The 21,188-nt window shown below is 44.4% G+C and carries 21 protein-coding genes; 4 read left to right on the top strand and 17 right to left on the bottom strand.

Translation table 11 applies throughout. The annotated features are described in order from the left end of the window. Window positions 1–552 precede the first annotated feature (552 nt). The 3 genes from hemG to GVO60_RS20155 are packed head-to-tail and all read right to left on the bottom strand — an operon-like array spanning window position 553 to window position 3,215. Window positions 553–1,083, bottom strand: a complete 531-nt coding sequence (gene hemG / locus GVO60_RS20165) for a menaquinone-dependent protoporphyrinogen IX dehydrogenase (protein ID WP_159657301.1) — start codon at window positions 1,081–1,083, stop codon at window positions 553–555. Window positions 1,084–1,092: 9 nt separating this feature from the next. Further along, entirely contained in the window at window positions 1,093–2,550 is a 1,458-nt protein-coding gene (locus GVO60_RS20160; RefSeq protein ID WP_159657299.1) for a TrkH family potassium uptake protein, read from the bottom strand. A 41-nt stretch (window positions 2,551–2,591) separates the two neighbouring features. After that, a complete protein-coding gene (locus GVO60_RS20155) occupies window positions 2,592–3,215 on the bottom strand; it encodes a YigZ family protein (protein WP_159657304.1) in 624 nt (207 codons plus the stop codon). 254 nt (window positions 3,216–3,469) lie between these two features. On the opposite strand from GVO60_RS20155, the gene fadB reads away from it, so the two are divergent. Together fadB and fadA are read left to right on the top strand one after the other, a co-directional pair. Then, window positions 3,470–5,641 (top strand): fatty acid oxidation complex subunit alpha FadB, encoded by a 2,172-nt coding sequence (gene fadB / locus GVO60_RS20150; protein ID WP_159657297.1) that lies wholly within the window; start codon window positions 3,470–3,472, stop codon window positions 5,639–5,641. A gap of 12 nt (window positions 5,642–5,653) precedes the next feature. Next, complete coding sequence (fadA, locus tag GVO60_RS20145; RefSeq protein WP_159657295.1) at window positions 5,654–6,829, top strand: acetyl-CoA C-acyltransferase FadA; 1,176 nt, start codon at window positions 5,654–5,656, stop codon at window positions 6,827–6,829. Window positions 6,830–6,894: 65 nt separating this feature from the next. Here fadA and punR read toward each other — a convergent pair whose 3' ends face one another. Next, window positions 6,895–7,803: a DNA-binding transcriptional activator PunR gene (punR, locus tag GVO60_RS20140; RefSeq protein ID WP_159657293.1), complete on the bottom strand. Its 909-nt coding sequence runs from the start codon at window positions 7,801–7,803 to the stop codon at window positions 6,895–6,897. A 143-nt stretch (window positions 7,804–7,946) separates the two neighbouring features. Between punR and punC the strand changes: the two genes are divergently transcribed. Beyond that, window positions 7,947–9,146, top strand: coding sequence for a purine nucleoside transporter PunC (punC, locus tag GVO60_RS20135; RefSeq protein WP_159657291.1), 1,200 nt, complete (start codon window positions 7,947–7,949; stop codon window positions 9,144–9,146). A gap of 37 nt (window positions 9,147–9,183) precedes the next feature. Here the strand turns inward: punC and GVO60_RS20130 are convergent, their stop codons facing one another. Continuing rightward, window positions 9,184–9,960: a transporter substrate-binding domain-containing protein gene (locus tag GVO60_RS20130; RefSeq protein WP_159657289.1), complete on the bottom strand. Its 777-nt coding sequence runs from the start codon at window positions 9,958–9,960 to the stop codon at window positions 9,184–9,186. A gap of 102 nt (window positions 9,961–10,062) precedes the next feature. On the opposite strand from GVO60_RS20130, the gene GVO60_RS20125 reads away from it, so the two are divergent. Next, entirely contained in the window at window positions 10,063–10,803 is a 741-nt protein-coding gene (locus GVO60_RS20125) for an amino acid ABC transporter permease (protein ID WP_159657287.1), read from the top strand. A 55-nt stretch (window positions 10,804–10,858) separates the two neighbouring features. Here the strand turns inward: GVO60_RS20125 and glmU are convergent, their stop codons facing one another. The 12 genes from glmU to GVO60_RS20065 form a co-directional block, all read right to left on the bottom strand. Then, the gene (gene glmU / locus GVO60_RS20120) at window positions 10,859–12,220 is read right to left on the bottom strand and encodes a bifunctional UDP-N-acetylglucosamine diphosphorylase/glucosamine-1-phosphate N-acetyltransferase GlmU (protein ID WP_159657285.1); all 1,362 of its coding nucleotides are present in this window, start codon (window positions 12,218–12,220) and stop codon (window positions 10,859–10,861) included. Between the two features lie 151 nt (window positions 12,221–12,371). Then, on the bottom strand, window positions 12,372–12,794 hold the full coding sequence (locus GVO60_RS20115; protein WP_032548643.1) for a F0F1 ATP synthase subunit epsilon: 423 nt from the start codon (window positions 12,792–12,794) through the stop codon (window positions 12,372–12,374). 18 nt (window positions 12,795–12,812) lie between these two features. Next, complete coding sequence (atpD, locus tag GVO60_RS20110; RefSeq protein ID WP_159657283.1) at window positions 12,813–14,216, bottom strand: F0F1 ATP synthase subunit beta; 1,404 nt, start codon at window positions 14,214–14,216, stop codon at window positions 12,813–12,815. A 34-nt stretch (window positions 14,217–14,250) separates the two neighbouring features. Continuing rightward, window positions 14,251–15,117: a F0F1 ATP synthase subunit gamma gene (gene atpG / locus GVO60_RS20105; RefSeq protein ID WP_159657281.1), complete on the bottom strand. Its 867-nt coding sequence runs from the start codon at window positions 15,115–15,117 to the stop codon at window positions 14,251–14,253. Between the two features lie 42 nt (window positions 15,118–15,159). Beyond that, entirely contained in the window at window positions 15,160–16,701 is a 1,542-nt protein-coding gene (gene atpA / locus GVO60_RS20100; RefSeq protein WP_159657279.1) for a F0F1 ATP synthase subunit alpha, read from the bottom strand. A gap of 13 nt (window positions 16,702–16,714) precedes the next feature. Beyond that, window positions 16,715–17,248 carry a F0F1 ATP synthase subunit delta gene (gene atpH / locus GVO60_RS20095; protein ID WP_159657277.1) on the bottom strand — a complete coding sequence of 178 codons (534 nt, stop codon included), beginning with the start codon at window positions 17,246–17,248 and terminating at the stop codon, window positions 16,715–16,717. A gap of 15 nt (window positions 17,249–17,263) precedes the next feature. After that, window positions 17,264–17,734 carry a F0F1 ATP synthase subunit B gene (atpF, locus tag GVO60_RS20090; protein WP_159657275.1) on the bottom strand — a complete coding sequence of 157 codons (471 nt, stop codon included), beginning with the start codon at window positions 17,732–17,734 and terminating at the stop codon, window positions 17,264–17,266. 72 nt (window positions 17,735–17,806) lie between these two features. After that, the gene (atpE, locus tag GVO60_RS20085) at window positions 17,807–18,064 is read right to left on the bottom strand and encodes a F0F1 ATP synthase subunit C (protein WP_004411110.1); all 258 of its coding nucleotides are present in this window, start codon (window positions 18,062–18,064) and stop codon (window positions 17,807–17,809) included. A 44-nt stretch (window positions 18,065–18,108) separates the two neighbouring features. Beyond that, a complete protein-coding gene (atpB, locus tag GVO60_RS20080; protein ID WP_159657273.1) occupies window positions 18,109–18,921 on the bottom strand; it encodes a F0F1 ATP synthase subunit A in 813 nt (270 codons plus the stop codon). 8 nt (window positions 18,922–18,929) lie between these two features. Continuing rightward, a complete protein-coding gene (locus GVO60_RS20075) occupies window positions 18,930–19,319 on the bottom strand; it encodes a F0F1 ATP synthase subunit I (protein WP_159657271.1) in 390 nt (129 codons plus the stop codon). 189 nt (window positions 19,320–19,508) lie between these two features. Beyond that, window positions 19,509–20,390 (bottom strand): ParB/RepB/Spo0J family partition protein, encoded by an 882-nt coding sequence (locus tag GVO60_RS20070; RefSeq protein WP_159657269.1) that lies wholly within the window; start codon window positions 20,388–20,390, stop codon window positions 19,509–19,511. A 24-nt stretch (window positions 20,391–20,414) separates the two neighbouring features. Further along, a complete protein-coding gene (locus GVO60_RS20065; protein ID WP_159657267.1) occupies window positions 20,415–21,188 on the bottom strand; it encodes a ParA family protein in 774 nt (257 codons plus the stop codon).

Raw genomic sequence — 21,188 nt, 5'->3', positions numbered from 1 at the left:
TTGCATGTGTTAGGCCTGCCGCCAGCGTTCAATCTGAGCCATGATCAAACTCTTCAATTTAAGATTTTGTTCGGCTCAATGAATACTGACTTCAAAACTACTGTGTAATTTTAAAGCTATTACCACTCCAACAGAATGGTAATGAATTGACTGTGCCAAATAACCGAAGTTATTTGTATCGGTCACTTCGTTTCATTGAAACCTAATATGATACCGAGGTATCTAATTGGATTATCATCAACGAGTGCCCACACAGATTGATAGGTTTATATTGTTAAAGAGCTTTCCTATTGAGCTTCGCTCAAATCGGACGGCCATTTTAGCGAGATAAAGTTTAGTGTCAACCACTTTTTTCAAACTTTTTTCAAGCGTTTCCGCTTGGCTAATTGACCTTGCTAACTCGTTGTTCGTTTCTTTCGAATCGTTCCCGTGTCAGCGAGGGGGCATTATAGAGATCGAAAGATTCTTGGCAACCCCTTTTTGCGAATTTTCTGTTTTTTTTTACTGTTCGATTATTAATTAACCCGAACAGGGTAAAAGCAAACGTTCTGATTACAATTCTTTAAACTTTTGAGCAAATAAAGAGACTTTTTCCCAGTTCGTGTACTCCACTTCTTTACTGGTATCAGTCTCACCACCAGTTAATGTCATAATCAGCTTAATCATCATTTTATCAAAGAAGCCATAACGTGGGTAATAGAGGGCACCGGCGAACACACCAATAAGCTTTGGCTGCCAAGGCGATTTCTTTAAAAAAGTCCGAATGTATGCACTTCCCTCAGGAGTATCTTTACCTTGTTCTTCTTTACGTGCAGTAAGATTTACGCAAAAGAAAGCCACTTTACTCTGTTCTAGCTGAGCAAGGTTATGCTCAATAAACTGGTAGAGTTTCTTATTAAGGTGTCCGTAACGAATAGAGGCACCAATAAGGACACGTTCGTATTGAGAGAAGTCCAACTCATGACGAAGAGTATGCAAATCTACAACTTCACACTCAAATTCAGCGAACTCGTCTTTTATCACGTTAAGTATTTTCTTTGTCTGTCCCTCTCTAGAGGAATAAAGAAACAGTGCCTTTGCCACGTTTGCTCCTTAGCTACGCCAAAATGTTGGTGTTAGTAATATAAGTAGGGTGAAGACTTCAAGTCGTCCAAACAGCATTGAGACAATCAAAACCCATTTAGCTTTATCATTTATATCACCAAAATGCAGTGCGACTTCACCTAAGCCTGGACCTAAGTTGTTCAGCGTTGCGGCTACCGCAGAGAACGCACTCAGTTCATCCATACCTGTCGCTATCAACGCAAGCATACAAACAACAAACACCAATGCATAAGCAGAAAAGAATCCCCAAACCGCATCAACAACTCGCTGAGAAAGGGCTGTCCCACCAACTTTAATGGTATAGACAGCTCTAGGGTGAACAAGGCGCTTCAATTCACGAACCCCCTGCAAAGTAAGCAGTAGAATTCGGATAACTTTCATCCCGCCGCCTGTAGAGCCGGCACAACCACCAATAAACGATGAAAATAACAATAATACAGGAAGGAAAATTGGCCAATCGGAGAAACCCGTCGTCGTAAAACCCGCGGTTGTTGATATAGATACCGTTTGGAACAGGGCTTGATCAAATGCGTCGTAAACAGAGTCGTATGAATGATGGTTGAGCAACACTAAAAAACAGACGATAAACAATAGTGCTTGAATAAAGAGGAAAGCGCGAAACTCAGGATCTTTCCAATAGTATTTAGGATGAACACCACCTGAAGCAAATGCAGCAAAGTGCAAAGAGTAGTTACAAGCAGAGATCAACAAGAAGACAACAGTAATCATGTTAATGGCATAGCTATTAAAGTAGCCCATGCTCGCATCATGAGTTGAAAAGCCACCAATCGCTATCGTTGAGAAACTATGACTGATCGCGTCAAAGGGTGTCATACCTGCCAACCAAAATGCGCCAGCACAGGCTAACGTCAAACTTAAATAGATATACCAAAGTGCTTTTGCGGTTTCAGCAATCCTTGGCGTCATCTTACTGTCTTTAACTGGACCTGGAATTTCAGCACGATAGAGCTGCATGCCACCGATCCCCAAAACGGGTAAAATAGCGACCGCAAGCACGATGATCCCCATCCCCCCAAACCACTGAAGAAATTGTCGGTAGAACAAAATTGCTTTCGGTAAATCATCAAGGCCGACAATCACTGTCGCTCCTGTGGTCGTTAATGCTGAAAACGACTCAAAGAAAGCGTCAGTAATAGAAATGCTCGGATTATCTGACAATAAGAATGGTATAGAACCTGCGCTACCCAGTACGGTCCAAAATAAAACAACAATAAGAAAGCCATCACGAGCTTTGAGTTCATGTTTAAAGTGGCGATTAGGAAACCAGCATACTGCTCCACAAAAAAGCAGTACGAAAAAGGTTGTCACGAATGCAACACCGGCACCATCACGATAGATAAGCGCCACCAGTGCTGGTGCGAGCATTGAAACACTAAAAAGGGCGAGCAAAAGCCCGACGATGCGAATAATTGAACGAAATTGCATTGATAGACTGACTATTGAAGCTAAGCTTCTGACTTCCTGATTTATTGTCCCTTTAGGGGAGTCACAAGTGCTTTTGCACCACTTTTATTCACTACTGATTGAGTAAAATCGTCCACTTTTCGAAGCTCAATTTCTATCACCAATTTTACTTGGTCACTATAGTCAGCAGATACCTCATGCGCCTCATACTGATTTATCAGCGATTGCATTGTCGGCATAAACCCATAGTCTAACTCTAGTTTCAACTGTGTGGTTATTTTTTTCTCAATTGTTTGAAGCAACTTGAGAGCTTGTTGAACGCCGCCTCCATAAGCTTTCACAAGTCCACCTGTGCCTAGCTTTATTCCACCTGAATAGCGAGTTACAACAGCAGTTACCTCACCAACGCCAGAACCACACAACTGAGCCAATATGGGTTTACCTGCTGTCCCTGAGGGTTCACCGTCATCACTAAAGCCCCACTTCATAGAATCTTCCGGGCGACCTGCAACAAAACCCCAGCAGTTATGCCTTGCTGTTGAATGCTGTTGCTTAATGTCATCGACAAAGGCTTTAGCACTCTCAATCGATGGCGTATGAGACAAATGCGTAATAAAGACACTCTTCTTTATTTCTTCTTCGTACAAAGTGAGTTGCGCTGGTATCAAATAAGGTTGGTCATTCATAGTGATAGTGGACTCAAAGTGATGAGAGAAGTCTATCACGACAGCGATTTCTACGCCGATAAAGATCTGCACAAGCGCACAATGTTAAACACTTGTTTAAAAAATGTATTGAATTTAACCATCAAGCGATCCAAACTAAAACCACTGGTCTAACCAGATTAAAAATATAACAACTGTCCTGGTTACCTATCATCACAATTCAAAGAATGATAGCTAAGCACGCAATCCAAGATTGTATGTCATGGAGATAGACAATGATTTACCAAGCCAACACCCTACAGGTAAAGGAAGTTCAAGACGGCATCGCTGAGCTGACCTTCTGCTCACCAAAATCTGTTAATAAGCTCGATTTAGCAACATTAGAGTCGCTAGACAAAGCACTAGATGCTCTAAATAACCATTCAGGTTTAAAAGGCCTACTACTGACTTCAGATAAAGACGCCTTTATTGTCGGAGCTGACATTACTGAGTTTTTAGGCTTATTTGCCAAACCTGAAGCAGAACTTGACCAATGGTTACAGTTTGCAAATAGCATTTTTAACAAACTTGAAGATCTTCCTGTACCGACCGTTTCGGTATTAAAAGGCCACACGTTGGGTGGCGGCTGTGAGTGTGTACTCGCAACAGACATTCGTATCGGCGATAAGACCACCAGCATTGGTCTACCTGAAACCAAGCTCGGTATCATGCCTGGTTTTGGTGGTTGTGTCCGACTTCCACGAGTAATTGGTGCTGATAGTGCCATGGAAGTCATCACTCAAGGTAAAGCGTGTCGAGCTGATGAAGCATTAAAAATAGGTTTACTCGACGCGATAGTGGAAACAGATTCTCTGTATGAGTCCGCTCTTACAACTCTAACATCTGCAATTAACGAAAAGCTGGATTGGAAAGCACGTCGAAATCAAAAAACTTCTGCCCTGACCTTAAGCAAGCTTGAATCGATGATGAGCTTTACGATGGCAAAAGGCCTAGTGGCACAAAAGGCTGGTCCTCATTACCCTGCCCCAATGACAGCGGTTAAAACGATTGAGTCTGGCGCACGCTTTGCTCGCGACGAAGCGCTCACTATTGAACGTGAAAACTTCGTCAAACTCGCCAAATCTGAAGAAGCCAGCGCGCTTGTTGGCCTATTCCTAAATGATCAGTACATTAAAGGTCTTGCAAAGCAGTCAGCCAAGTCAGCAAATAAAGAGACTCAACGAGCTGCAGTGCTTGGTGCGGGTATTATGGGTGGTGGTATTGCCTACCAATCTGCGCTCAAAGGTGTGCCTGTTCTAATGAAAGATATTGCGCAAGCATCTCTAGATTTAGGTATGAATGAAGCATCAAAACTGCTCAACAAACGACTCGCTCGTGGCCACATGGATGGCTTCAAAATGGCGGGGATTCTTGCCTCTATCACTCCAAGTTTACACTACGCTGGTATCGAGCAATCTGATGTCATTGTAGAAGCGGTCGTAGAAAACCCGAAAATCAAAGCGGCTGTATTGAGTGAGGTAGAACAAAATGTCGGAGAAGATACTGTTATCACTTCGAATACTTCAACCATACCCATCAACCTTTTGGCTAAATCCCTTCAGCGCCCTGAAAATTTCTGCGGGATGCACTTCTTTAATCCAGTACATCGCATGCCTCTTGTTGAGATCATTCGTGGTGAGCATACCTCTGAAGACACCATCAACAGAGTAGTCGCTTACGCTGCGAAAATGGGTAAATCACCGATCGTTGTCAACGACTGTCCAGGGTTCTTTGTAAATCGAGTACTTTTCCCATACTTCGGCGGCTTTAGCATGCTGTTGCGTGATGGCGCTGACTTTACACAAATAGATAAAGTCATGGAGCGCAAATTTGGTTGGCCAATGGGGCCTGCATATCTGCTCGATGTCGTTGGAATTGATACTGCTCATCATGCTCAAGCAGTTATGGCTCAAGGTTTCCCTGAAAGAATGGGCAAACAAGAACGCGATTCAATTGATGTACTGTATGACGCCGACAAGTATGGACAGAAAAATGGTCACGGTTTCTACAGCTACACGCTTGATAAAAAAGGAAAGCCGAAGAAAACATTCTCAGCAGATATCCTTCCTCTACTTGCTGATGTTTGCTCTGATAAACAAGAGTTCGATGATCAAACCATCATTCAACGTATGATGATTCCTATGATCAACGAAGTGGTATTGTGTCTTGAAGAGAAGATCATTGCTTCTCCTCAAGAGGCGGATATGGCTTTGGTGTATGGCCTTGGATTCCCTCCATTCCGCGGCGGTGTATTCCGTTATTTAGATAGTGTTGGTATTGCCGAGTTTGTTGAGATGGCAAAACAACATTCACATCTAGGTGCTATGTATCAAGTTCCCCAACTGCTTATCGACATGGCAGAAAAAGGGGCGACGTTTTACGGCAACCAGCAACAAGGTTCTATCTAAGGAGATATCCCAATGTCTATGCAAACAAAAAATGTTGTCGTAGTAGACTGTCTACGAACACCAATGGGCCGCTCTAAGGGTGGAGCATTCCGTCATACTCGCGCTGAAGATCTTTCAGCTCATTTGATGAAGGGAATTCTAGCCCGTAATCCGCAGGTAAACCCAAGTGAAATTGAAGATATCTACTGGGGTTGTGTTCAGCAAACTTTAGAGCAAGGCTTTAATGTTGCAAGAAACGCAGCCCTACTTGCTGGCCTACCGATTGAAATTGGCGCCGTCACGGTAAACCGTTTATGTGGCTCTTCCATGCAAGCTTTGCACGATGGTACTCGCGCTATTATGACTGGCGACGCCGAAATTTGCTTGATTGGTGGTGTAGAACACATGGGGCATGTGCCAATGAACCATGGTGTCGACTTCCACCCAGGAATGTCAAAGAATGTTGCTAAGGCGGCTGGAATGATGGGTCTGACGGCGGAAATGCTAGGCAAACTGCACGGCATTAGTCGTGGGCAGCAAGATGAGTTTGCGGCACGCTCTCACGCGAGAGCGCAAGCCGCAACGGTAGAAGGCCGCTTCAAGAATGAAATACTTCCGACAGAAGGACATGCTGCAGATGGTACGCTTATTACTCTAGATTATGATGAAGTAATTCGCCCAGAGACAACTGTTGAAGGCTTGTCTCAGCTTAGACCTGTGTTTGACCCTGTCAATGGCACAGTAACAGCAGGAACCTCATCGGCTCTGTCAGACGGTGCATCTGCCATGCTGATCATGAGCGAAGAAAAAGCCAACGAGCTAGGTTTAACCATTCGCGCTCGTATCAAGGGGATGGCCATTGCGGGTTGTGATCCATCAATCATGGGTTACGGCCCAGTACCTGCAACGCAAAAAGCACTGAAGCGCGCGGGTTTATCAATTGAAGACATGGATGTGGTAGAGCTTAACGAAGCGTTTGCTGCACAATCACTACCATGTGCAAAAGATCTTGGTTTATTAGAAGTGATGGATGAAAAAGTGAACCTAAATGGTGGCGCCATCGCGCTTGGTCACCCACTAGGTTGTTCGGGCTCTCGGATCTCTACAACGTTGATCAACTTAATGGAATCAAAGGATGCCAAATATGGCCTAGCGACAATGTGTATTGGCTTAGGTCAAGGGATCGCTACAGTGTTTGAACGCCCTTAACCCCTCCAGATTACACTAATCTAAATACCTAAGCCGCCTTTATAAGGCGGCTTATTTGATCAGATTTAGGATTGCAGCCAATCTTGGTATAACTGCTGAGATGAGCCTAAATAATCGACCATCCATTGAATCATCTTGTGGTTTTCATCTTTTCGCCAAACCAAGCAACAATGGCTTAACGGTTTTTCCTCTGGGAGTATTTTTTCCACCAGCAAGCCCTCCCCGATTAAAGGCGTAGCGATGTGTCTCGGCATATACCCCACACCAACACCGGATTTAAGGCACTCAATCGCGCTATACCAATTAGGTAACAATAAACGGCGCTGCTGAGGGTAATGAACCGTGTGGCGTTTAGGCAATATACTCGATGTATCGTCTAAGCATATGGCTGGGAACTGGCTAACGAAGGTAGCGTCTAAAGTTTGCTGCTTCACACATGGGTGGCTTGGCGACATAACAAATGCCCAATCAAGAATCCCCATGTCTCTTACTTCAAAGTCACCGCCAACAGGAATAGCAGAGGTCGCACCAATCACAATGTCTGCACGCCCTTGAGATATCGCCTCCCATGAACCATTAAACACTTCCATATTGATCTGTAATTCTGCATTAGGAAAAGTAGAGTAAAACGCTTCAATGAGTGGCTTTAGTCGTTCAAGTTTTACTACGTTATCCAAGGTCAGTTTCAAGGTTTTTTGCCAACCTTGGGCAACTCGGCGTGTTTGCGCTTTCACTTCTTCCATCTGCCTAAGCATGAGACGAGCTTGAACGAGAAACTGCTCACCGGCAGGGGTCAACTCAACTTTTCGAGGCAAGCGACGAAACAGAATCACATCCAACTCTTGCTCAATTTGTCGAATGCTGTAGCTAATTGCCGAAGGAACCTTGTGTAATACCTCTGCCGCTGCCGTAAAACTGCCTAAACGCGCGACCGTATCAACCAACTCGAGAGAAGTTTGAGAAAAAACACCCACAACACACCTTTCAAAAAATTTGATTCATAACTACAAATTTTAACGTTTCATTTATTTAAAAGCGAAGAATAGACTACCCAGGTTAATAAAAAGGTTGGCGCCAACAGATAAACATCCGTGAATTTTTTTGAATGGAATAAGAAATGAAAATTTCAAAACTGCAACTTTTTTACTTAGCCGCTCTTTCAATGCTCGGTTTTATTGCCACCGATATGTACCTACCCGCTTTTAAAGCAATGGAGGTCGACTTTGCTACCGGCCCAGAACAAATCGCTCTTTCTCTCACCGTTTTCTTAGTCGGAATGGCCGTTGGACAACTGTTATGGGGCCTTGCCTCTGATAAGTTCGGTCATCGAAATACACTCGCTGCAGGGTTAGTGTTATTTACCGTCGCATCTTTTGGCCTCGCCTTTAGCGATCAAGTATGGCAGTTACTGGTTTTACGCTTTATCCAAGCAATTGGGGTTTGCGCACCAGCAGTAATCTGGCAAGCCATGGTTATCAAACGTTATTCTGGTAGCAGCCAGCAGATATTTGCCACCATTATGCCTTTAGTAGCATTGTCGCCTGCACTGGCTCCGCAATTAGGGGTAGTGCTGGCAGACAATTTTGGTTGGCACAGCATTTTTGTTGCACTCACTATCATGGGCTTACTGCTCGTGGCTGCAACCATGGCTCAAACCAATGAGAAAAGTGAAGCGAAACAAACCAGCATTTCTTCAGATATTAAAGCCCTGATTAGTTCTAAGACTTACCTTGGTAATGTCTTGATGTTTGCAACTGCTTCAGCAGCGTTCTTTGCTTACTTAACCGGAATGCCAGAAATCATGGCTAAACTTGGCTATGAAGCAAAAGATATTGGTTTAAGCTTTATTCCACAAACCATCGCATTTATGGTCGGTGGCTACCTAGGAAAAGTAGGCGTCGCTAAGTTTGGTGATGAGAAGGTATTACGCCAATTGATCGGGCTGTTTAGTGTCGCTTCACTGTTAATCTTTATCGCTTCACAGTGGCAACTTAGTTCAATTTGGCCAATCCTTGCGCCTTTCTGTTTGATTGCGGTAGCTAATGGCGCGCTTTACCCGATCGTCGTTAACCGAGCTCTTGCTAGTGCAAAACAGAGCCCAGCGACAGCTGCAGGACTACAAAATAGCCTACAAATCAGCGTCAGTAGTTTATCCAGTGCTTTAGTTGCCGCGATGGCAAGCCAAGCTCAAGCGGTGACGGGTATTGCGATTATTTTGTGTATGTTAGGTTTATGGATGGGCTACATATTGTCTAACCGTGAGCTATCTAAGCATTTTACAACACCAGATAACGCACGGGTGATCAGCGACGACTAATCGATAAAAAGAGCCGCATTTCGCGGCTCTTTATGTTCTATAGACTCTGCAATCCCCACTTTTCAGCCGTTTGCTTAAAAAAGCCCTGTGTTTTCTTCAGCTCAACCCAATGGTTAATATAGTTAATCCAAACTTGGTCGTCTTGATCTAACAACATAGCAATAGGCGTTGGCTTACGTGGCTCTTTAACTGGCACTATCGCTAACTGCTTAAATTTTTCCACCAGCGTTGCAGCTTCGACATTCGAAGTCACTGAGACGTCAGCACGACGAGCTAATAACTCTTGAAAATCACGCGCAGGCGCTTCTATGACAATATGTTGCGCCGATGGGAAGAAGGCTTTGACCATTTTTTCTTGCACAGTGCCAAGAGTCGCCGCCACTTTGATATCTGCATTATCAAAATCACTCCAATCAGAAAACTTCGCCAGATCTTTTTTCTGGACTACAGGAACGAAAGCAAGATAGAAGTATGGTTGACTATAGCCAGCGACTTTCGCTCGTGACATGTTCAGTGAAGCACTCCCGGTAATATCGTACTTATCCGCTTGTATACCACTAACTAACGTTTTCCAATCCGTCGCCACATACTCAACTTTGACTCCTAAGTCTTTCGCCAGTTCGGTGGTCACATCAATATCAAATCCGCGATAACTGTTTGTCGCTGGATCTTTCATTGTCATCGGATTCCAATCCCCTGTGGTTCCAACGCGCAATACGCCTTTATCCAAAATCTCATGTAAACGACTCTCTGCATTAGCCACATTTGCTATGGCCAATAAAGTCACCCCTAATGCAAGCATAAGTTTTTTCATTATTTTTCCTTTAGATACTTATTCCATTCAAGATTTACAACAGCAACCTTGATAACATAGCAGCAACATATGAGATTTTTTAGTCTACTTAGGGAAAGAAGTGTGAATTGTCGATATCTGTGGCTATTTTTATCTCTGCTACTGACGGGTTGCTCTGATTATCAATGGGGTTGGTACGTACTCGATCCCACAACAGATCAAGGACAAACAAACCTGCAATTTCTCATTGCCGGCTTTTATGACACCATTTCCGTGTCATTACTGAGTATGCTATTTGCCATGTCTATCGGCTTAGTTGTTGCTCTTCCATCACTCTCGAACTCCAAATTACTTAAAGCATTTAATCGAATTTATGTCGAAGTAATTCGTTCCATTCCCGTCTTGGTGTTATTGCTATGGGTTTACTATGGAATGCCTACACTCATGGATATCTCGCTTGATCATTTCTGGGCTGGCGTTATTGCGCTTACGATTGCTGAAAGTGCATTTATGGCAGAAGTATTCCGTGGCGGTATCCAAGCCATCGCCAAAGGACAGCATGAAGCAGCCAGTTCATTAGGCTTAAACTATTGGCAAAGAATGCGTCTAGTGATTCTTCCTCAAGCATTGAGACAGATTCTTCCACCACTCGGTAACCAATTCATCTATATCTTGAAGATGAGTTCATTAGTCAGTGTGATTGGCCTAAGTGACTTAACCCGCCGCGCCAATGAACTGGTAGTTAATGAATACTTACCTTTGGAGATTTATACCTTCCTTGTATTGGAATACCTTGTATTGATTTTATTGGTTTCTCAAGCGGTACGCTGGCTAGAGAGGCGCATTGCAATACCAAGTAATTAATCAAACACAAAAAAGGCCACTCATGTGAGTGGCCTCTTATATCAATCTCTAATGATTATTTTTGCTTAACAGGGCGTTGCCAGCCTGAAATTTTGCGCTCTTTGGCGCGAGTAATCACTAACTCACCTTCTGCAACATCTTTAGTCAATGTCGTTCCAGCACCGATCGTAGCACCGTCAGCAATGGCGACAGGTGCAACTAACTGACAGTCGGAACCAACAAATACGTCATTACCAATCACTGTCTTAAATTTATTTGCGCCATCGTAGTTACAGGTAATCACGCCTGCACCAACGTTAGTACGTTGGCCAATTTCTGCATCACCAAGATACGTTAGGTGGTTTGCTTTAGAGCCTTCACCAATACGAGCATTTTTCACTTCGACAAAGTTACCAACATGCGCGTCATTACGTAGCTCAGCACCTGGGCGTAAACGCGTGAATGGACCAACAGTACACTCTTCACCTACAGTTGCTCCCTCGATAACGCTATATGGACGAACAATAGTGTTATCGTCAATTTCACAATCTTTTAGTACACAACCGGTGCCAATCACCACGTTATCACCTAAAGATACTTTACCTTCAATGATCACGTTAGCGTCGATTTCACAATCCATACCACATTGAAGTTCACCACGCAGGTCAAAGCGACCTGGATCGCGCAGCATTACACCTTGCTCTAATAACTTTTGCGCCTGCATAGATTGAAATGCGCGCTCTAGACGAGCTAACTGAGCACGATCATTCACGCCTTCAACTTCAATAGGGTTTACCGGGTGAACCGCTTCAACTGCTCGACCTTCGTCATGTGCAGCTGCGATAACATCTGTTAGGTAATACTCGCCCTGAGCATTTTGATTGTTTAGGCCTGATAACCAACGTTTCAGATCGCCACCCGTCGCTACCATGACGCCTGTGTTGATCTCTTTAATAAGCTTTTGCTCATCAGTTGCATCTTTTTGCTCTACGATAGCAACCACTGGACCATTGCGACGGACAATTCGACCATATCCCATTGGGTTGTCCAGTACGACCGTTAATAGCGCAATACCACCATTTGGCTGCGCATCAAGTAAGCCTTCGATAGTCTCTTCAGAGATCAATGGTACATCGCCATAAAGTACTAAGATCTTTTCATCATCTTCAAATTGCGGTGAAGCTTGATCAACAGCGTGGCCAGTACCAAGTTGTTCAGCTTGAAGTACCCAGTTAACAGACTCCTGTGAAAGCTCAGCTTGCATCTGGTCGCCACCGTGACCATAAACCAAATGAATATTCTGTGCGCCTAAACTATTACAGGTGTCTACTACATGTTTCACCATAGGTTTGCCAGCTAAAGTGTGCAAAACCTTAGGTTTATGAGAATACATGCGAGTCCCTTTGCCCGCTGCGAGAATAACCGCGCTAAACTTCATTTGTGCTACCTATAAGACGTTGTATTAATTTTGAGAGGTATTTTAGACACTAACCGTCAATTAGTTAATTGGAAAGGTAAAATTCTAATGAAAAATAAGCAAAAAGGCGGTCTAACGACCGCCTTTATCACTTTTAAAACAACGCTATTAATTAACGACGCTGTTTTGTCAGTTCGATAACTCGTAACTGAGCAATGGCTTTAGCCAGTTCACCGGCCGCTTGTGCGAAGTCCATGTCGCCATGCTGATTTTGGATATTCTCCACAGCTTTGCGCTTGGCTTCTTCCGCCTTTGCTGCGTCTAGCTCTTCACCACGGATAGCCGTATCAGCCAGTACAGTCGCTGTACCAGGCTGAACTTCTACCATACCACCAGAAACATAAATAATTTCTTCGTGGCCGTGCTGCTTCACAATACGCACCATACCAGGCTTGATAGCGGTCAGCAGCGGTGTATGACCATGGAAAATACCAAGTTCACCTTCGCTACCGGTCACCTGAAACGTTTCAACAAGGCCAGAGAAAAGCTTTTTCTCTGCACTTACTACGTCTAGGTGAAAGGTTATTGCTGCCATATCGCCTCCTAGTTAGCCTTATAGCTTCTTAGCATTCTCGATAGCTTCGTCGATAGTACCGCAGTACATGAACGCTTGCTCTGGAATGTCATCGTATTCACCAGATAGTAGACCTTGGAAGCCACGTAGAGTCTCTTTAAGAGGTACGTAAACACCAGGGTCACCTGTAAATACTTCCGCTACGTGGTAAGGCTGAGTAAGGAACTTCTCAATCTTACGAGCACGAGATACTACTTGCTTATCTTCTTCAGATAGCTCGTCCATACCTAGGATAGCAATGATGTCTTTCAGCTCTTTATAGCGCTGAAGTGTTGACTGAACGCCACGCGCGATGTCGTAGTGTTCTTGACCAACTACCAATGGATCTAGCTGACGAGAAGTAGAATCTAGCGGGTCGATCGCTGGGTATAGACCCATTGCTGCGATGTTACGGTTAAGTACAACCGTTGCATCCAAGTGCGCGAATGTTGTTGCTGGAGACGGGTCAGTCAAGTCATCCGCAGGTACGTATACCGCCTGTACAGACGTGATAGAACCTTGCTTAGTTGACGTGATACGCTCCTGTAGTACACCCATCTCTTCTGCAAGAGTTGGCTGGTAACCTACCGCTGAAGGCATACGACCTAGAAGTGCTGATACTTCAGTACCTGCAAGCGTGTAACGGTAGATGTTATCAACGAACAGTAGAACGTCACGACCTTCGTCACGGAAGCGCTCTGCCATTGTTAGACCAGTCAGTGCAACACGTAGACGGTTACCTGGTGGCTCGTTCATCTGACCGTAAACCATCGCTACTTTTGATTCTTCAGGCTTCTCAACGTTTACAACGCCTGCTTCCTGCATTTCAAAGTAGAAATCGTTACCTTCACGAGTACGCTCACCTACACCAGCAAATACTGATAGGCCAGAGTGCTGTAGTGCGATGTTGTTGATAAGTTCCATCATGTTAACGGTCTTACCTACACCTGCACCGCCGAATAGACCGATTTTACCACCCTTAGCGAATGGACAAACCAAGTCGATTACCTTAACACCTGTTTCTAAAAGTGCTGTCTCGTTTGACTGCTCTTCGTAGCTAGGCGCTTCGCGGTGAATTGCGTAATGCTCTTCAGCACCGATTTCACCACACTCATCAATCGCGTCACCTAGAACGTTCATGATACGACCTAGGGTCTTAGTACCTACTGGTACCGAGATTGGAGCGCCAGTATTTTCTACTGTCAAACCACGACGTAAACCATCAGAGCTACCCATTACGATTGCGCGAACTACGCCACCGCCAAGCTGTTGCTGAACTTCAAGAACTAAACGCTCTTTAGATTCAGAAACATTCAGAGCATCGTATACACGAGGTACTTCGCCCTGTGGGAACTCTACGTCGACTACCGCACCGATGATCTGTACGATCTTACCTGTAGCCATCGTTAATCCTCTAACTATTTAGTTTTACCTAAGCTTAAACCGCTGCTGCGCCTGATACGATTTCTGATAGCTCTTGTGTGATTGCAGCCTGACGGGCTTTGTTGTACACAAGTTCTAAATCATCAATCAGGTCACTAGCGTTATCCGTTGCAGCTTTCATTGCAATCATTCGAGCCGCTTGCTCACAAGCAAGGTTCTCTACCACACCTTGGTACACTTGAGATTCGACATAACGAATCAATAGTGCATCTAGTAATGGTTTTGGCTCAGGCTCATAAATGTAGTCCCAAGCATGATCGCGCTGCATGTCTTCGCTATCCGATTTAGGCAAAGGAAGTAATTGATCGATCGTTGGTTCTTGTACCATAGTGTTTTCAAACTTGTTGAACACTACGTACAGGCGATCCAATTCACCTTCATCGTATTTCTTCAGCATTACGCTCACAGAACCGATCAAGTCTTCAAGTGCTGGGTTATCACCCAAACCTGATACTTGAGCTGCTACTTTCGCGCCGCTGTTATTGAAAAATGCTGTTGCTTTTGAACCGATAATCGCCAGTTCAATATCAGCACCTTTCGCAGACCAATCTTTCATATCTAGCATGGCTTTCTTGAACAAGTTAATGTTCAAACCGCCACACAGACCACGGTCTGTAGAAACGATGATGTAACCAACACGTTTGGCTTCACGTTCCTCAAGATAAGGATGCTTATACTCAAGGCTACCGTTAGCCAAATGACCGATCACTTTACGCATTGTTTCTGCATATGGACGAGTAGCTTCCATTGCGTCTTGAGAACGACGCATTTTTGAAGCTGCTACCATTTCCATTGCTTTCGTAATCTTCTGTGTGCTTTTAACACTACCGATTTTATTACGTATCTCTTTTGCGCCGGCCATCGTTACTCTCCATTAGTTGGTGGCATTACTGCCACCGACCTATTACCAAGTTTGGGTTGCTACGAAGTCGTCAGTCAGCTTCTTAAGCTGTGCTTCAACTTCATCGTTGTATGCACCCGTCTTGTCGATCTCAGCTGCAAAGTCAGCGTATTGACCGCGAGCAAACGATAGTAGAGCCGCTTCGAAATCTAGCAGTTTGCTTAATTCAACATCTGCTAGGTAACCGCGCTCTGCTGCAAAGATAACTAGAGCTTGGTCAAATACAGACATAGGAGCGTACTGCTTCTGCTTCATTAGCTCTGTTACTTTTTGACCGTGGTCTAGCTGCTTCTTGGTCGCCTCATCAAGATCAGACGAGAACTGTGCAAATGCTGCTAGTTCACGGTACTGAGCTAGAGCTGTACGGATACCGCCAGATAGCTTCTTGATGATTTTAGTCTGCGCTGAACCACCTACACGAGATACTGAGATACCAGGGTCAACAGCTGGACGTACACCCGCGTTGAATAGCTCAGTTTGTAGGAAGATCTGACCATCGGTAATCGAGATTACGTTCGTCGGTACGAATGCAGATACGTCACCAGCTTGCGTTTCGATGATAGGAAGAGCTGTCAAAGAGCCTGTCTTACCTGTCACTTCACCGTTAGTGAATTTTTCTACGTACACTTCGCTTACACGAGCTGCGCGCTCTAGTAGACGTGAGTGAAGGTAGAATACATCACCTGGGAATGCTTCACGGCCTGGTGGACGCTTAAGTAATAGCGAGATCTGACGGTAAGCTACCGCTTGCTTAGATAGGTCATCATAAACAATCAGTGCATCTTCACCGCGATCACGGAAGTATTCACCCATCGCACAACCTGCGTATGGCGCTAGGTATTGTAGCGCTGCAGATTCAGAAGCCGATGCAACAACAACGATAGTGTTTGCTAATGCGCCGTGCTCTTCTAGTTTGCGAACTACGTTTGCGATAGTCGATGCTTTCTGACCGATAGCTACGTAGATAGAGAAAATACCAGAGTCTTTCTGGTTGATAATCGCATCGATCGCCATTGCTGTTTTACCAGTCTGACGGTCACCGATTACTAGCTCACGCTGACCACGACCGATTGGGATCATTGAGTCAACTGATTTGTAACCAGTTTGAACAGGCTGATCTACCGATTTACGGTCGATTACACCCGGTGCGATTACTTCTACAGGCGAAGTCAATTTCGCTTCAATAGGACCTTTACCATCAATTGGCTCACCTAGCGTGTTAACAACACGACCAAGTAGTTCTGGACCTACTGGCACTTCAAGAATGCGGCCAGTACCTGTAACTTTCATGCCTTCCTGTAGGTCAGCATATGGGCCCATTACAACTGCACCAACCGAATCACGGTTCAAGTTAAGTGCTAGCGCGTAGCGGCCACCCGGTAGTTCAATCATTTCACCTTGCATCACGTCCGTTAGGCCGTGAATGCTAAGAATACCATCGCTTACCGATACGATAGTACCTTCATTGCGAGCTTCACTAACAACGTCGAAAGATTCGATACGCTGTTTAATTAGATCGCTAATTTCCGTGGAATTAAGTTGCATGCTCCAATCCCCATTAAGACTGCAATGCATCGCTCAGGCGGTCTAAACGACCACGAGCTGAGTTATCGATGACTAAGTCTCCGGCTCGAATAATAACTCCACTAAGTAGAGTCTCATCTATACTGCAATTCAGCTGAACTTTACGTTCAATACGCAGTTCCAATTTGTTGCTGATTTCTGCAAGTTGCTCTTCAGAAAGCTCTACCGCTGAAGTGACTTCAACGTCGATCTCTTTCTCATGCTCTTGTTTAAGCATCAAGAACTCTTTGCATACATCAGGAAAAGCCACTAAGCGGCCGTTCTCTGCCATTACCTTAATCAGGTTCTGGCCGAATTCATCAAATTGTTCACCACAAACGGCGATAAATATTTCTGCTAATTTTTCAGCAGTTAGAGAACTGCTTAGTAAGTTAGCCATATCGTCGTTTTGAACGACTTCAGCAGCAAAAGTTAGCATTTGACCCCATTGGTCTAGCTCACCTTTTTCTACCGCAAAGTCAAAAGCTGCTTTGGCATAGGGGCGTGCGATTGTTGTCAAATCAGACATATACAACCCCTTGCGTTAAAGTTTTGCAGTGATATTGTCAAGAAGATCTTTGTGTACATCTTTATCGATAGTACGCTCAAGGATTTTCTCAGCACCAGCTATAGCCAGAGTTGCGACTTGTTTGCGCAGGTCATCGCGGGCACGTGTGCGTTCAGCTTCAATTTCAGCTTCTGCTTGCGCAAGAATTTTCTGGCGTTCTGCCAAAGCTTCTTCGCGAGCTTCATCAATAATTTGAGCTTTACGTTTGTTTGCCTGTTCAATAACCTCAGTTGCAGTGCGCTTCGCTTCTTTCATTTTGTCAGAAGCGTTGGCTTGTGCTAGATCCAAGTCTTTCGCTGCACGTTCAGCAGCTACAAGACCATCAGAAATTTTCTTCTGACGCTCTTCAATTGCTTGCATAATTGGCGGCCATACATACTTCATGCAGAACCACACAAATAGTGCGAACGAGATTGCTTGACCTAGCAGAGTTGCGTTCATATTCACAACAGCTACCCCTCTCTATTGGACTTAGTGTTAATCAATGACAAACCGATGTTTGCCTCTGAAAAGCAATGATTAACCAGCTAGTTGACCAACGAATGGGTTTGCGAAAGTAAATAGTAGTGCGATTACGATACCGATCATTGGAACCGCATCTAGTAGACCAGCGATGATGAACATCTTAACTTGTAGCATAGGAGCCATTTCTGGTTGACGAGCAGCGCCTTCTAGGAATTTACCACCTAGAATTGCAAAGCCGATTGCAGTACCTACTGCACATAGACCAACGATGATTGCTACTGCGATTGCTGAAAAGCTCAGTACAGTTTCCATTACTATCTCCAAATATACTTTTGACTAATAAGAATTAAAAAAAATTAGTGATCGCTGTCTTCGTGTGCCATCGACATATAAACAATCGTTAGCATCATAAACACGAAGGCCTGAATCAGGATTACCAGAATATGGAAAATCGCCCACGGTAGTGAACCCATCCATTGTAAATACCATGGTAACATTGCCGCACAAAGAATGAATACAACCTCACCAGCGAACATGTTACCGAATAGACGCATACCAAGTGATAGAGGCTTCGCTAGTAGCGATACCACTTCAATCAGTAGGTTGAACGGGATCATAGTCCAGTGATTAAATGGGTGTAGTGCAAGTTCTTTTGCAAAGCCACCTAGACCTTTCACTTTGATGCTGTAGTAAATCATCAGAGCGAACACGCCTAGAGCCATAGCCATGGTGATATTTACATCAGCAGACGGTACAACCTTAAGGTAAGGAATACCAAGCCAATGCTCTGCTGGGTAAGGTAAGAAGTCGATAGGAACTAAGTCCATCACGTTCATCAAAAATACCCAACAAAAGATAGTTAGTGCCAGAGGGGCAATCAATGGGTTGCGTCCATGGAACGTATCTTTGACGTTTTCCGCGACAAATTCTACGATCATTTCAACAGCACACTGAAGCTTACCTGGTACACCCGCTGTTGTTCCCTTCGCTACTTTGTAAAAGATTCCTAAGAAAATTAAACCAGTAAACCAAGAAAAAAACAGGCTATCGATATGTACGTTCCAGAAACTTGCTTCATCCGCTACCAAGCCTAACTTAGCTAAAGAAAGGTTTGATAAGTGGTGGGCAATGTATCCGGACGATGTTAGCGCTTCACCTGGCGCAGCCATAACTCATCCTATTTTTTGTTGTTAATGAATAGCGCTGGCGCAAAGATGTTAATCCCTAATACCAGCAAATAGGTTAGTTTGAGGGGAACAAGTTCCACCTGCATATACATGTAAGCAACGGAGAAAAGTGCCACTGTGATGAGGATCTTGAGCGCTTCCCCTGCATAGAAGGACACGGCAACCATTTTGGCGGCGCGAGCTCCTACAAAGAGAAAGGCACACAATGCGAATACAGCATTGGCGAAAACAAATATGCTCCCTCCAATAAGCGCTGAAACTCCCCATTCACTATTAACAGCGACTGTTACACCTGCTGCCACTAACGTAACCGCGCCGGTCTCGATCATCAACAATCGCTTTGCAAGCTCTCGTCCTGGTCTAGCTAACGCAGCTACCATGTATTCGTACCTCTAGTAATATCCACTTTGCACGACTTCACTCTGTGCTGGGAAATTGGCGAAAATTATACGGTCAGTGCACCTGAATGCAATTAAAACACCGCAAAAAGTTACAATTTTGTTTACAAACCGACAACTTTCGCACAAAAAATAGTTTTTTACATAATTGATTGAGATCAATTATCTCATTTAGCTCTCGAGCTTGGCAATCAGTTGCTCTAATTTGTGAGGCTCATCAAGACTAATCGTCACTTTAGACTTTCCGTTTGAATTACGGACAATAGCAACTTTACCACCAAGCATTACGCTCAGTTTTTGTGACAATTGTTGTACCTCAGTGTCTTGAGCGACATTTTCTGGCTCAGATACTGGTTGGAGACACTTTTTAACAAATTGCTCTGTCTGGCGAACCGTCATTTGCTTGCTGGCGACATGATTTGCCACTTCAACCTGCTGATCACCTTGGAGCGCTAGCAAAGCACGAGCATGCCCCATATCAAGCTGATTGTTTGAAACCAAACTCTTTACATCATTTTCAAGCTGATTTAGACGTAATATGTTACTGACTGCCGCTCGGGACTTACCAATCACATCTGCTACTTGCTGATGGGTAAGCGTAAATTCATCTTGCAAACGCTCTAATGCACTCGCTTCTTCGATCACATTAAGATCTTCGCGCTGAATATTTTCGATCAGCGCCATAGCGATCGCTGCACGATCTTCAACATTTTTGATCACACAAGGGACTTGCTTTAAGCCCGCTTTGCGTGCAGCTCTCCAACGACGTTCACCGGCGATGATTTCAAATTTGTCATGCTCAACTTGGCGAACCACAATCGGTTGAATAATACCTTGTGACTCAATAGACGCAGCCAACTCTTCTAATGCTTCAGGCGCCATCTCTTTACGCGGCTGATAAACGCCTGGCTTAAGACTGTTAATGCTTAAATCGGTCAACTCACCATCGGATGACAACTGCTGGCTGTGTAAAGCGCTTTGCTGTTTTTCACGAGCCAATGAACTAGTCGAAAGCAGAGCATCAAGCCCTTTACCTAAACCACGTTTAGACATGAGATGGAGTTCCTTTGTGTTGGTTTATGCAGGGATTTCTTCGCGGCGAAGCATTTCACCAGCCAGAGCCAGATATGCTTTTGCACCTGCAGAGTATTTGTCGTAGTACATGGCAGGCTTACCATGACTGGGCGCTTCGGCTAAGCGAACATTACGAGGAATAACGGTGCGGTACACTTTGCTGCCAAAGTGCTTTTTGAGTTGATCAGAAACTTCGTTGGACAGTCGATTTCTTGGGTCATACATAGTACGCAGTAACCCTTCAATCTTGAGGTTTTCATTCACCACAGCTGCCAGCTTACTAATTGTATCCATCAACGCTGTTAAACCTTCTAATGCAAAGTACTCACACTGCATTGGAACCAAGACCGAATCAGCTGCGGCCATAGCGTTGATTGTAAGGAGGTTTAGAGAGGGAGGACAATCGATAAAGATGAAATCATAGTTATCGCGAACTGACGCAAGTGCGTGTTTCAAACGAACTTCACGAGCAAAGACTTCCATTAGCTTGATTTCTGCAGCAGTGACATCACCGTTCGCAGCGATCAAATCGTAGTTGCCAGACGTTTCTCGACATACGACTTCTTCAAATGGAACATCTTCAACTAACAGTTCATAAGCCGTGGCATCGACTTGGTATTTATCGACACCACTAGCCATAGTTGCATTTCCTTGCGGATCGAGATCAATCACCAAGACTTTACGCTTAGTCGCAGCCATAGATGCAGCTAAGTTAATGCATGTTGTTGTTTTACCAACGCCGCCTTTCTGGTTGGCGATTGCTACGATTTTCCCCAC

The organism is Vibrio atypicus, assembly GCF_009811315.1.
Taxonomy (GTDB): domain Bacteria; phylum Pseudomonadota; class Gammaproteobacteria; order Enterobacterales; family Vibrionaceae; genus Vibrio; species Vibrio atypicus.
The sequence above is the reverse complement of the archived record's forward strand: the minus strand, read 5'-3'. Positions and strand labels throughout refer to the sequence as shown.

Bases quoted from the DNA above. Each gene is read 5' to 3' on its own strand.
- GVO60_RS20115 (WP_032548643.1), bottom strand. From the start codon at position 12,794: ATGGCAGCAATAACCTTTCACCTAGACGTAGTAAGTGCAGAGAAAAAG.
- GVO60_RS20075 (WP_159657271.1), bottom strand. From the start codon at position 19,319: ATGGTAGCTGCGTTAGCTAGACCAGGACGAGAGCTTGCAAAGCGATTG.
- atpD (WP_159657283.1), bottom strand. From the start codon at position 14,216: ATGGCTACAGGTAAGATCGTACAGATCATCGGTGCGGTAGTCGACGTA.
- atpB (WP_159657273.1), bottom strand. From the start codon at position 18,921: ATGGCTGCGCCAGGTGAAGCGCTAACATCGTCCGGATACATTGCCCAC.
- fadA (WP_159657295.1), top strand. From the start codon at position 5,654: ATGTCTATGCAAACAAAAAATGTTGTCGTAGTAGACTGTCTACGAACA.
- punC (WP_159657291.1), top strand. From the start codon at position 7,947: ATGAAAATTTCAAAACTGCAACTTTTTTACTTAGCCGCTCTTTCAATG.
- fadB (WP_159657297.1), top strand. From the start codon at position 3,470: ATGATTTACCAAGCCAACACCCTACAGGTAAAGGAAGTTCAAGACGGC.
- GVO60_RS20155 (WP_159657304.1), bottom strand. From the start codon at position 3,215: ATGAATGACCAACCTTATTTGATACCAGCGCAACTCACTTTGTACGAA.
- atpE (WP_004411110.1), bottom strand. From the start codon at position 18,064: ATGGAAACTGTACTGAGCTTTTCAGCAATCGCAGTAGCAATCATCGTT.
- atpH (WP_159657277.1), bottom strand. From the start codon at position 17,248: ATGTCTGATTTGACAACAATCGCACGCCCCTATGCCAAAGCAGCTTTT.
- GVO60_RS20070 (WP_159657269.1), bottom strand. From the start codon at position 20,390: ATGTCTAAACGTGGTTTAGGTAAAGGGCTTGATGCTCTGCTTTCGACT.
- atpA (WP_159657279.1), bottom strand. From the start codon at position 16,701: ATGCAACTTAATTCCACGGAAATTAGCGATCTAATTAAACAGCGTATC.
- GVO60_RS20130 (WP_159657289.1), bottom strand. From the start codon at position 9,960: ATGAAAAAACTTATGCTTGCATTAGGGGTGACTTTATTGGCCATAGCA.
- atpG (WP_159657281.1), bottom strand. From the start codon at position 15,117: ATGGCCGGCGCAAAAGAGATACGTAATAAAATCGGTAGTGTTAAAAGC.
- GVO60_RS20160 (WP_159657299.1), bottom strand. From the start codon at position 2,550: ATGCAATTTCGTTCAATTATTCGCATCGTCGGGCTTTTGCTCGCCCTT.
- glmU (WP_159657285.1), bottom strand. From the start codon at position 12,220: ATGAAGTTTAGCGCGGTTATTCTCGCAGCGGGCAAAGGGACTCGCATG.